Source organism: Pseudoalteromonas phenolica, from assembly GCF_005886345.1.
GTDB lineage: Bacteria > Pseudomonadota > Gammaproteobacteria > Enterobacterales > Alteromonadaceae > Pseudoalteromonas > Pseudoalteromonas phenolica_A.
In genome coordinates this window covers 1-11,334 of record NZ_PNEC01000032.1, presented here as the reverse complement: position 1 = coordinate 11,334, position 11,334 = coordinate 1, and the positions used below count along the sequence as shown (strand labels likewise).

The 11,334-nt window shown below is 39.9% G+C and carries 15 protein-coding genes; 5 read left to right on the top strand and 10 right to left on the bottom strand.

All coding sequences use genetic code 11. The features are described from left to right. Positions 1-3: 3 nt before the first annotated feature. The 5 genes from CWB72_RS12355 to CWB72_RS12335 form a co-directional block, all read right to left on the bottom strand. Complete coding sequence (locus tag CWB72_RS12355) at positions 4-387, bottom strand: hypothetical protein (protein WP_138631783.1); 384 nt, start codon at positions 385-387, stop codon at positions 4-6. Positions 388-390: 3 nt separating this feature from the next. Next, complete coding sequence (locus CWB72_RS12350; RefSeq protein ID WP_138631781.1) at positions 391-2,961, bottom strand: reprolysin-like metallopeptidase; 2,571 nt, start codon at positions 2,959-2,961, stop codon at positions 391-393. Positions 2,962-3,216: 255 nt separating this feature from the next. Beyond that, positions 3,217-3,525 (bottom strand): DUF2834 domain-containing protein, encoded by a 309-nt coding sequence (locus CWB72_RS12345; RefSeq protein ID WP_138631779.1) that lies wholly within the window; start codon positions 3,523-3,525, stop codon positions 3,217-3,219. 141 nt (positions 3,526-3,666) lie between these two features. After that, positions 3,667-4,032, bottom strand: coding sequence for a cupin domain-containing protein (locus CWB72_RS12340; RefSeq protein WP_138631777.1), 366 nt, complete (start codon positions 4,030-4,032; stop codon positions 3,667-3,669). Positions 4,033-4,131: 99 nt separating this feature from the next. Beyond that, positions 4,132-5,157, bottom strand: a complete 1,026-nt coding sequence (locus tag CWB72_RS12335) for an AraC family transcriptional regulator (protein ID WP_138631775.1) — start codon at positions 5,155-5,157, stop codon at positions 4,132-4,134. Between the two features lie 99 nt (positions 5,158-5,256). On the opposite strand from CWB72_RS12335, the gene CWB72_RS12330 reads away from it, so the two are divergent. The 3 genes from CWB72_RS12330 to CWB72_RS12320 all read left to right on the top strand — a co-directional run bounded on the left by CWB72_RS12330 (position 5,257) and on the right by CWB72_RS12320 (position 7,226). Then, the gene (locus CWB72_RS12330) at positions 5,257-5,685 is read left to right on the top strand and encodes an SRPBCC family protein (RefSeq protein WP_138631907.1); all 429 of its coding nucleotides are present in this window, start codon (positions 5,257-5,259) and stop codon (positions 5,683-5,685) included. Beyond that, on the top strand, positions 5,672-6,484 hold the full coding sequence (locus CWB72_RS12325; protein WP_138631773.1) for a sterol desaturase family protein: 813 nt from the start codon (positions 5,672-5,674) through the stop codon (positions 6,482-6,484). The genes CWB72_RS12330 and CWB72_RS12325 overlap by 14 nt, the downstream gene beginning before the upstream one ends. Before the next feature lie 118 nt (positions 6,485-6,602). Beyond that, positions 6,603-7,226, top strand: coding sequence for a membrane lipoprotein lipid attachment site-containing protein (locus tag CWB72_RS12320; protein WP_138631771.1), 624 nt, complete (start codon positions 6,603-6,605; stop codon positions 7,224-7,226). Positions 7,227-7,306: 80 nt separating this feature from the next. Here CWB72_RS12320 and CWB72_RS12315 read toward each other — a convergent pair whose 3' ends face one another. From CWB72_RS12315 to CWB72_RS12305, 3 genes are all read right to left on the bottom strand, one after another. Beyond that, the gene (locus CWB72_RS12315) at positions 7,307-7,780 is read right to left on the bottom strand and encodes a GNAT family N-acetyltransferase (RefSeq protein ID WP_212747891.1); all 474 of its coding nucleotides are present in this window, start codon (positions 7,778-7,780) and stop codon (positions 7,307-7,309) included. Between the two features lie 161 nt (positions 7,781-7,941). Continuing rightward, entirely contained in the window at positions 7,942-8,466 is a 525-nt protein-coding gene (locus CWB72_RS12310; protein ID WP_138631769.1) for a hypothetical protein, read from the bottom strand. A 13-nt stretch (positions 8,467-8,479) separates the two neighbouring features. Next, positions 8,480-8,896: a hypothetical protein gene (locus CWB72_RS12305; RefSeq protein ID WP_138631767.1), complete on the bottom strand. Its 417-nt coding sequence runs from the start codon at positions 8,894-8,896 to the stop codon at positions 8,480-8,482. Positions 8,897-9,129: 233 nt separating this feature from the next. On the opposite strand from CWB72_RS12305, the gene CWB72_RS12300 reads away from it, so the two are divergent. Further along, entirely contained in the window at positions 9,130-9,354 is a 225-nt protein-coding gene (locus CWB72_RS12300; RefSeq protein WP_138631765.1) for a hypothetical protein, read from the top strand. Beyond that, on the top strand, positions 9,339-9,761 hold the full coding sequence (locus CWB72_RS12295) for a DUF2268 domain-containing putative Zn-dependent protease (protein ID WP_138631763.1): 423 nt from the start codon (positions 9,339-9,341) through the stop codon (positions 9,759-9,761). The genes CWB72_RS12300 and CWB72_RS12295 overlap by 16 nt, the downstream gene beginning before the upstream one ends. A gap of 548 nt (positions 9,762-10,309) precedes the next feature. Here the strand turns inward: CWB72_RS12295 and CWB72_RS12290 are convergent. Continuing rightward, complete coding sequence (locus CWB72_RS12290; protein ID WP_138631761.1) at positions 10,310-10,660, bottom strand: hypothetical protein; 351 nt, start codon at positions 10,658-10,660, stop codon at positions 10,310-10,312. A 109-nt stretch (positions 10,661-10,769) separates the two neighbouring features. Further along, positions 10,770-11,300: a DUF4377 domain-containing protein gene (locus CWB72_RS12285; protein ID WP_138631759.1), complete on the bottom strand. Its 531-nt coding sequence runs from the start codon at positions 11,298-11,300 to the stop codon at positions 10,770-10,772. Positions 11,301-11,334 lie beyond the last annotated feature (34 nt).

The following is an 11,334-nucleotide window of genomic DNA, read 5'->3' as shown; positions in this document are numbered from 1 at the left end:
GTATCATTCAATTGAAGCTTTTGAAGTTGATGTGACTTTTAAACACGCCTCCAAGAGTAGATTGTTATAGCCTGCCGCATATTCATATAATTTCGAGCGAGTTTGCTTATCCTCAGTGGTTTTTAATACGTCTTTGCTTTTAGTGATAAATCTCACGCCACATAATGTTTTTAGCTGCTCACTATCATGCTGCTCAAGCCCTGCAATGACCAAGCGGCGGCTCGATAAAGCCAACAATCGGTAGTCATGCTTAGCAATTGCCTGTTGCGCATGCTGTTGAAATAACTTTTCAGATGCCTCTTTGCTACTCGTCTGAGCAGGCTGTGCGATGGTCGCACAGCCTGCAAAGCACAAAGAGACAAAACATAAACTGATGTGCTTTAACATGCTCTACCCTCTTTTTACTCGACGTGTAAACAATGCGAGTAGACTAAGTAATGAGAGCATGCCAAACGAACCAGAATCATCTTTATCATCATCGTCGCCACTATCAGGGTTAGGGTTGCCTTTCACTGTTACTGTCACTACAGCAAAGCTGCTACCGCCTTTACCATCTGTTACCGTGTATTTAAAAGCATCATCCCCTGAAAAGTCATTTGCTGCAGAATAAACAAGTTTGTCATCGCGAATAGACACTGTGCCTTGCCCTGAATATTCCACACTGTCTATGGTCAGTTTATCATCGTCTTTATCAAGGTCGTTCTTGAGTACATCAAGGGTGACTTGCTGTGCTTGGTACTCTACTTCAAAGCTGTCATTTTGCGGTTCTGGCAAATCGTTTACCGATTTCACAGTGACTTTAAGCTGAAAAGGCTCACTGCTTAATTTACCGCGCATAACCGTCACTGGCACAGTTAATTCACCATTAAAGTCAGCACTCGGTACTATCGTATTTTTATCAATGCTATAGTTGTCCCCCGCTTGCAGCGTTAAACTATCGAGTGCTTTATCGGTCGCCATAGTTAAATCGCTGAGCTTTACTTCTAAAGTGGTGTCTTCATCTAACTCAAGTAGCTTTTGACCAGTAATTTTTGGCGGCTGCTCTTCACCTGAGCCTTCGCCCACACTAATTGTAAAATTACCCGTATTCACCGCGAAGAAGATATTATCACTACACTTAACCTGTAACCGAGCTTGCTCAGTCACTATGTTCTCTAGCTGAACTGTGTATTCCCCTGAGTTAGCGACACCTTCTGCTAATACTTTCTTGAAACTTTGGCCCGCATCTTCAGATAATAAAATATCTACTTTTTCACAAGCAACGGGCGCTTGTTCTGTGCCTGCTGTATGCCATTTAACTAACTGCTCTGACGATCGCCAAGCACTTGAAGCGTCCGGTAAAGTCACTGAAAAACCTTGATCGTTGGCAATCACTTTGATCTGCATAGCGTCATCGCTCACACCGCCTTTACCATCTCTGACAATAAGACGGAAATCTAGATTACGGTTAGTCGTCGCATAGGCTTCACCAAAATTGAGCGTACCTGTAAGCACATCTGATATTTGTGGCACTGTTCGTGTAGGCTCAGCAACAGGATTAAAAGTTCTAAACAAAGGACGCTGGCCGTCATCGACAGCATCTTGTTGTTTATCTGCTGAGGCTGGACCTAAATTAAACTGCTGCCAACTATAAGTGAGCGCTTCACCCGAAGTTGAGGTTGCAGAGCCAACCAGTTTAAAAGGCGTGCGAGCAGGAATGACGTAATCTTTTCCTGCATCGGCACTGGGTTGAGCACTGGCTCTGTCTTTATGAACACCACAGTTTTTACCTGCGCCTAATCGGCTAAATACATTCATTTGGTCAAGTGAATGAATATGAAAATAAGGATCTGAGTTAGGTTGCAAGTCCTGCTCATCACAAATACCTGTGTATCCCATAATGGTTGAGCCACTGCCTGGCTCATAAGCGCTGTTTTCTGCACGATTGCCTATACACGCCCCCTGTTGACCATTAAATGTGTGATCAGCCCCCAATTGGTGACCAATCTCATGGGCCACATAATCTATATGGAACGCATCATTGCTAGGCTCTTCACTGCCCGTTATCCCTTCGGCTTTGTATTCAGTACACACCACTTCAAAACCCGCTAAACCACCTCCACCTGTCCCAACTAAATGGCCAATGTCATAACTTTGCTCACCAATTAGCTGATTTATTTTCTCGCTAAGAATATCTATATCTTGATCAGTATTGGCAAATGGATCTGCTTCAGGGTCTAAAAATATTAATTTGTCATTATCAGCAACCAACTCAAAACGCATCGCTAAGTCTCTTTCGTAGACGTCATTGAGTCTATTCACCATAGTTACTAATGCAGCCATCACCTTGTCTTTGCTGCCACCATGGTATTGGGCGTATTCGCCCGTTGTAGCAAAAGCAATACGATAGGTAATATGGCTATTTGGGATGGTTTCGCTTTGCTCTGTACTTTGGTTTTGCATTAACACCTTTAAATCTCGGTGCTGAAGATGTGAATTAGCACGCTTGATAGGCGCACCTTGCTTTATTTTGCTGTGCGAATGTGCATTTTTATCTTTGTAGCTCACATACACATTTTCTTGTTGTTCTGGGTCAACATAAATGCGCTGACCTTGATAGTTAAACACCCCATAAAAGCCCTTTGGTCCATAATCAAAACGCCCTGTATTTGCTGGGTTATCAATATCAAAACCTGTAAAAGTTTTAATCTGTGGAAACTTTTCAGCTAAACCTTTCGACATGACCTGGCTTGCTTGCAATTTAAACTTAACCAATTCGCCACTTGGTAAAGGTAATGTAATCACTAAGTTTTTATCGGCAAACATCAATCTAGCAAGCAAAGCGGCTTGATCTAATCGATATAATTGTTTGCTTACACTCTCCTGCGAACGGGCCTGTGATAATGGCTGCCAAAGCTCTGAAGCCATAGCCGCAGATGAGATAACTTGGCTCAATGCCAAGGCTAAAAGTGTTTTTTTCATTGTGATGTTTTCCCATTGATGAGTTCACATTCACTTTAGCGAGACTAATAAAGGAATTGGGTAACGATTTGTGGAGGCTTTGTATCAACCTCGATACAAAGCCTCCACAACATAACAGGCAAATGAAATAGAAATGAATGCTGAGGTGCTAGTTAAGCTATTGAAGATAAGAAAAAGGAAGTTCATTCACAAAAAAACGACACGATTTCGCTGCAACATGGTAGGTTCAGCACTTTCTTAACAACGAGTTAAGTCTTAATTTTCATTTGTTTCTTTGAGATATAAATACAGTGGCAAGCCGCACGCAACACCGATGCTCAAGGTAGCAGCTATCGCAAAAGCAGCGCCTTTAACTTGATGCTTTTTACTATCTGTTACGATGAAGCAAATAAGCGCAACTGCGGCTATAACCACATCTAACCAAGCTAACACGCTAATATTGTTTGCTGTGATTGCTTGCCAAAGTAATTGTAGGTTTAAGCCGTTATCAAACAGCCAAGGTAATAAGGCCCCATACGGGAGTACCGCGCCTAAAATGGCGAGTAGTAAATAAATTTTTGCCATATTTTCGAATTCCTTTTCAATAAATTACTTAATTAACCTGAATTTTGGTTAAGAGATTTACTAGCGTATTGATATTTAAATGATAAGTGATTTTTCAAGTCTGCATCTGGAGATAGATTTATTATCCAGAGCTCAGGTTACTTAAATATACACATCGTTTTGTGCGGTCAGTTCACCGCCTGCTTCACCCGTATTTACAACCCCTTTTGGCTCAACAATCATCACTTTACACTCATGTTCAGCAAATGGCTTATGCTCCTCGCCCTTGGCTACAACACACATTTCGCCCGTTTTCAGATGAACGCTTCGGTCTCGAAACTCAATACCCATCTCGCCTTCGATGACAATAAACACTTCATCTGTGTCTTTGTGGTCGTGCCAGGTAAACTCACCTTGAATTTTAACCAGTTTAAACTGGTAGTCGTTCATCTCTGCGATCACTCTTGGCGACCAATGTTCATTGAATTTAGCAAACTTGTCTGCAAAATTAATCTGATCTTGTTTCATTTTTGCCCCTGTTATTTCAAGTTCTATAACTAAGCTAAAGCATTTTTTATTTAAGACCCAAAGATTTAAACTGAATATCACCAATAAAATTGTAATGAATTATTTTGCTATTTTGTCAGTAAGCCCTGATAGTGATTTCTGATAGGCCAATGGTGTTATGCCAAACCATTTTTTACATGCATGGGTAAATGAAGATTGCTCCACAAAGCCCAACTCATAGGCGGTTTGAGCAATGGTATTGTGTTTAAGCAAATTATCTATACGAGATTTACGTTCAGTCTCTAGCATATCCGAAAAACTCGCTTGCTCCGCTTTCAGCTTTCTTTGTAATGTACGTGCACTCATAAAAAGTGCTTCGGCGATACGTTTTTGATCGCACCCTTGTAAATTACTTGTAGCACTAAGTAAAGTAGCAACTTGCTGTTTGATATTGCTATTTCGAATAGTTTGAGAATGCTCAGATTGAGAGAGCTTGCTTTGAGAGAGCTCAGCTTCAGAAAGTTTAACCAATGCTTGAAACATGGCCTTATTTTCAGAGGTAAATGGCAGTGCAAGCAGCGACCTATCGAAGCTGATGCGGTTTTCATTAGTATTTGTTATTACCTCGCAATTAAACCATTCTTTTAGCTGTTCAATTTCTTGTGCTGACAGAGCAAAGCTGAATGTCACTTGATGAGGAGAAAGCGTTTCACCGAGGATCTTCCTTACCGTCGCAACCCAAGCTGTGGTATTTCTAAGTACCATCTGTTTGCAGTCGGTGGTGAGCGGTTGCCAATCTAAGTGCGCAAATGTGTCAGTCACATTTAGCTGGGTTTGCCCAATATCAGCCACCAATGCGTCAAATCGCCTGAGTACGTCTATGGCCTGTGCGAGATTCTCACAGCTTTCGACCAAATAGCCCAGTATACCGTAATCTCTTGCTTGAATGTGCTTGCCCAATTCAAACCCAAACAAGCTAAGCTCTGTGCTCTGTGCACCAAAGTTAAGTAAATCAACATAAGTTTGCATGACAATGCGCTCAGATGAGAGCTGTGCGATATCGCATTTTATCTCTTTAGAAGAAATGCCCTGCTCATTCAAAAAAGCCAAGACACTGTGCAAATATGCATTTGAAACTGACGCCATAACAACCCTGTCGCAAAATAACAAAACCTTGTCGTATTAGCGCAAGAACCTCACTTATTGTCAAACTATGCTGTTAAAAAACTCAAACGTGACTCGATTATGTTAGTCGTTGAATCTCAAAAACAGATTGCTTGTAGCGCAGATACTTTGCTGAATGCCTTGCTCGACCACAGCAATCTTGACCGCTTTTTTAATGCTAAATTCAAAGTACTCAAACCTGCTAATAAAGATGAAATAGCTGGTGGCAAGGGGTGTATTCGGCAGGTATCAATATTGGGTATCAGTTTTGAAGAGCAAATTACTCAAGCTGACCAAACTGGGATTTGTTATAAGGTGCTCAATGATTTTCCTGTTCGCCAGCACCGTGGTGAAATTCACTTTCAAAAAACCGGCGAACACACTCAAGTTTCGTATCGAATTCAATGTCAAAGTCCTTGGTATATTCCCAAATTTGCGCTCAAAGCCATCCTTCAAAAAGACATTCAACAATGCCTAAATAGACTTGGAGATATGTATGATCCCCGTTGAACTGATTTTACTTGGTCTCAGTCCTATTTTCTTATTATGTGTCGCTGTTGAGTTCTATAAAGCAAGGCAGTATTACAACATAAAAGACAGCTTAAACAACGCTGTGCTCGCGCTGTTGCATCAAGGTAGTGATGCCATCGCGCTCATATTATTGATGCCATATTTTAATTTGTTACATCACTTTGCCTTGTTTGATATCCCACTTTCACTTGGCAGTCTATTCGTCGGCTTCTTACTTCAAGATTTTTTATACTATTGGTTTCATCGTGCGTCTCATAATATCCACTGGTTTTGGCTTGCCCATGTGGTGCATCACAGCTCAAAGCACATGAACTTCACAACCGCTTTTAGGCAGAGCCTTTTATATCCCCTAGTAGGCATGTGGCTATTTTGGTTGCCCATGATTTTACTCGGCTTTGCGCCTGCTATTGTGTTTGCCATTGTCGCCCTCAACCTCGCCTTTCAGTTTTTTGTGCATACGCAAACCATAGGCAACTTAGGGTGGCTCGAAAAGGTATTCAACACACCGACACACCATAGAATTCACCACGCAACAAACGCCTCTTATATTGATAAAAACTATGCTGGCGTCTTAATCATTTGGGACAAGTTATTCGGTACGTTTGTAGAAGAAGATAAAAGCCTGATACTCCGCTATGGCATTGTGGGCCCAGAACCCAATAACACGCCATGGAGTGCTAACTTTATGCAAGTTAAAATACTCTATAAACAAGTGTTAATGGCCAAGGGACTCATGAGAAAACTCAAAGTGTTATTTGGGTACCCCTCTCATGATTAACACTTTCAATAGCTTTACCTGATGGAAAATAAGGCTTTATAATTGTACCTTATTCTTTGTTTTAGAATAAAAGCATCGAAACATTAATAAAAATAAATATGAACTCATGGAAACCTAAATGAAAAGACTTTTATTTACTCTGCTTATAGCAACCCTTCTGTCTGGGTGTGCAGCGACAACTATAAAAAAAGATTACAACTTAAATGAGTCTTCTAATAAAGGCCTATTAGTAACTTCAATCAGTTATCAAGGAGGTTACTCTGGCTATGCAGTTTATTTCAGTGACGCAAATAGTGATAAATTCGATTATGTTGAGTTTGGTGCAGGTGTTTCACTCATACCAATTCCTCCAAAAGGGGACTTTTCTCACCTAAACAGAAAAGGCGAAGTTTTTGCTACCGAACTTCCCGCTGGCGAATACCATATTTGGCGTTGGAGAGTTCAGAGCGGCTATGCAACCTTAACACCCATTCACCCAATGAAAGTTGAATTCAAAATTGAGCCTGGTAAAGCAACTTATATTGGTAATTTTGATTTTATTCAAACAAGTAGCCTAGGTTTAACTGTGACGGGTGTTGATGTGAATTACACCGACCAATCGGAAATCGACCTTGATGTTCTCTTTAAGAAATTTCCTAACATAAAACGTGAGCAAGTAATTAAAGGTATCAAAGAGGGTGCGACATATTCTGGAATAGGCGGTTCTAGCCAAACAAGCTGGAATATTCCTATCATTCTTTAGTATTTTCACAGCCAGATATCGACTTTTTATCTGGCTGTAAACTGCCAATTAATCATTGGCACTCTTCCTTTATTACTTGCTCATAACTTTATACCCTTATGCATCACTGCCACATCAACACCTCGGTAATTAACCTGTGTTTCAATCTCCCAGCCAAGTTTGGCATAAAGACCCCCATTCAAAGACTCTGTCTGCAAGTGTAGGTGGTTTATATTGAGTTCAATGGCACGTTTTTCTGCGTGCTGAACCAATTGAGAGGCAATGTTGCGACCTCTGAATTCAGGATTAACGTACACACCGCCCAGCCAATGTGTTTTTTCGGGATAAATGGTCATTTCGTGAAATTTAAGCTGTGCGGCCCCCACCAAAGTATCTCCTTCAACCGCTAAGATGATTAATGGAATACGATCAATATTTAAATACGCTGTGAGCTTCTCTTGAAATGCAAGCTCTGAGCTGTTTTCAACATACTCACCCCATTCATCAAAATACCACTCGGCTAACTGTTTAATATGTTGAGGATGCTTGGCTAAATACGTCCATTCAATGGGCATGGTTATTTCCTTATACATTTGTTTAAGCACATGATAAACATAACGAAAGGTGAGGTTAAAGCCAACCAAAAAAATTGATAAATGTGAGAAAGGACTATTTGAAAGAGATAAGAGGTTTGGCGGTACATTCAATATCACCGAATCACCAAACCCCACAGAAATTAATTTAGGTTTTCTTCAATGAACAACGATTTTTCGATTTGCTGAAAAATACTGTTGTAGTATTCAGGATCAGTCACCATTTTAGTATCAACAATTTCACCGTCACTATTCATACGTTTACCAACAGCATTAATACGCACTGTACTCACGCCCGATAACTCAGTAACGTTGGCTGAAATATCTACCACTAAAATATCTTCGAAATTATTATCACCAAAAATCCAATTCAGACCAAAGGTTAAATAAGTTGCGACCGCTTTAGTGACAATTTCGGCGCCATTGAGCTCGGTAGAACTATAATGCGCAATCACCACACCAGAGTTAGCATCAGACGACTTTAAAGTGAATCCTCTGTCTAATAAAGCATTTATTAACCCTTTATAAACTCGAATATGATCTGAAGTTTGATACTCTTTGGTTTGTAAACTTCGTACTTCCATTGTCGACATTTGCGCCTTGTTCGAGGCACAGCCAACAAGAAATAAAGCCACACAAGCTGCAATGACTAATTTCAGTTTAAACATGCTTATACCTCAATTAAAACTTACTGCGGTGGTAAGCAATCGAAGCAACATTATCTTGCGCATCAAATTTAATGATCACGGTAAGTGTTTTAGAGCTCACTTGGCTAGAGCCTTGCTCTGAAGAAATAATACCGCCACCATTACCTGAGAAGTAACCTAACGCACCGCCTGTGGTTTGATATACCTGCTCTTTTGAAAAGCGATCATATACCCAAACTTCATTGCCTTCTGGGTTAGTTTTAACAATATTTGGGCTACCAAGTGCCGTTAACACGTCTGTTGACGGCATACCTGTTGTTATTTCTTTTTGTACAACACCCACAGTTAACTGATTGGCATTGTCTTCTTTTTCAGCGCTTGGCGAAGTCGCACAACCAGAAAGCGCCGCAGTTAAAGCTATTACAGCTAAACAACCATATTGTTTTTTCATCTTGTTTTCCCTAAAGAATAATTATTATCGTCCAATATATTACACTAATTTCAACAATTAAATACCTATTTTAGTCCCAGCAAACTGCCTCAGCTTAAACCTAAATATGTTGTTCGATACAGCAATTCGGCGCATCGCAACAAGTTTGTGTTTTGATGACGATGTTTTTCACTTAAACCTTTTTGTTTTTTCTCTCGACTAAATAAATTCACGACATAAAGAATGGAAACAAAATGAAGCTTTTAAAACTGATCGGTTTGCTCTGTGCATTTTTAGCCACAACTGCTTCTGCAGAAGCAAATTTAGCCACCTTTAAATACATTGAACATGAAAAATACCAGATAACTGAACAGCAAAAAAATCACATAGAGAAAACAGCCAAACAAACAATCTTAGACTTTGAAAACTTGCTGTCAGAACTCAAGCGACCGATGAGGCCGGGATTGATGCCGCTATAAACGAAGGGCTTCGTGGTACTATATTTCATGAATTGCATCACACTCTTAGAGGTTGGACAATTTATGACAATAAATTCCCTGCTGGCATAGACGTAGCGACGATTAATGAAGGTTTAGCTGACGTTTTCGCAGAGCTACAAATTGGCCGAGAGATGAACAAAATGTCGAAGACAGAAGATTTCAACAGCTGGGCTAAAGAAATTCTCGCGCTACCCAAAAATGCGAACTACGGCCAGTGGATGTTCGACCACCCTGACGGACGTGAAGCCATTAGGTATCGAACCGGCGCATATATTGTTAAATTGGCAATGAAAAATTCAGGGCAAGACATTGTGGCTCTAAGCAAGCTGCCTATTAAAGAAATATATGATTTAGCAGGGTTTAAATACGGAAGTAATAAACTATAAAAAAGATTGAACTCAACTTTACTGTGAAAATTATAAAGTGTGTATAGCAAGGTATGTACTAGCGCCCTCCACCACTATCAGTCAAGTTGCCAGTGCAGACCCATACACTAGGCTACTTGACACCCTCCTAACATTCGTTTGGGCTTTAGGCAAAACACACTTTTTAAAGGACTACTTTTGAAAGCCGTATTGTGCTTTCTTTTATTTTTCTAGTACTAGTTTTTCTAACACTTTGTATAAATATGGCTCCAATTGTAAAGTTGTAGAAGACAATGAGCCCATACGGTTTAAGTCCGAAACAAGAAAAGCGATTAAATCATTTGTTAAAAATGAACAGCCGATGGAGAAAATAAAAAGTGCTTATACAAACAAGTAAGTACAAGAATCGCTGAATATGAAGTTGACTTTGTTGTTAAAAAAGCAAGCTTTTTTAACCCTGTTGAATGCTTGTATAGCTAATGCCTTTGTTAACAGGCTAAATATTGTTGGCTAGAATATGCGACGAAGGAGCAAAAGCTAACTATATTTTGACCTTGTTTAACAACTTGTTAGGTACCGATTTCACCGAGCTTTTTAATTGAGATTAAAAACAGGACGGGGAAAAACCACATTCCAATAACTGCAAATATAAGCGTTGGTTTTAACATTACGAACATCGGCATATATAAATGATACAGCGGATAGTTTAAGGCAAAACCGACTATCTCCGAACCGTTGAAACCTGAACATTCGAATCCAAACAGCATTGCATCGGTACCGTAGCAACCAACAAACCCCTGCGCTTTAGGGCCGAAGTCAACCAAGCCTAGAACAGTTAGTCCGATGACAAAAAGTATAGCGACTAACAATATATATATCGCAGAGATAGTCTTGCTTAACTTCCAATGCTTGATTTTCAATTAGGTACCTAACGCCTCGCTTAACCGGCGAAAAATAGCAGGCTAAAATTAGCGGCGAAGGAGCGCAAGCCTGCTGTTTTGCGAATCCGGTTTCATTGCCTTGTTATACCTAATTCCACTGTGTTAACTGGATTTCTCCTTCACCTAAGTACTCAAAAGTAGCATTAACAAGCCCACCACTATTATTTAAACTTACCAATAATTCGCAGTCTACTTCAGAGCCACATACAAAAGGAGTACCTAAAAAATAATAGGTATCAGCTTGCTTAATGAAAGTATTATCCAGCAACTCTATCAACTTATAATCATATTTAGTACCAACAGAATCTTCCGTTTGAGACTTAATTCGATTTAATTTATATTGCTTACTTGAGCTGTCTGCTGGTGGATTTTTAATATTTGATATATTGATTATAAGTTCATATTGACTCCCCCAAGTAAAGTCAAAGCCTTCAATTTGACTGTAAAAGAAATTGACGTTGTCATTACCGTCTTTCGTCATAAGGCATAACCTTTGTCCGACACCATAACAAGGGCTCAGATGAGAAAGGACATTTAATTTATCTGTATTTTCACTAGTATCACTACCGCACGCAACCAATGTAATGGAACTTAATAATATGGCTATCCGCTTCAACATAACTTTCCTTTAGGTTGGTGTTACCCACTAAAAG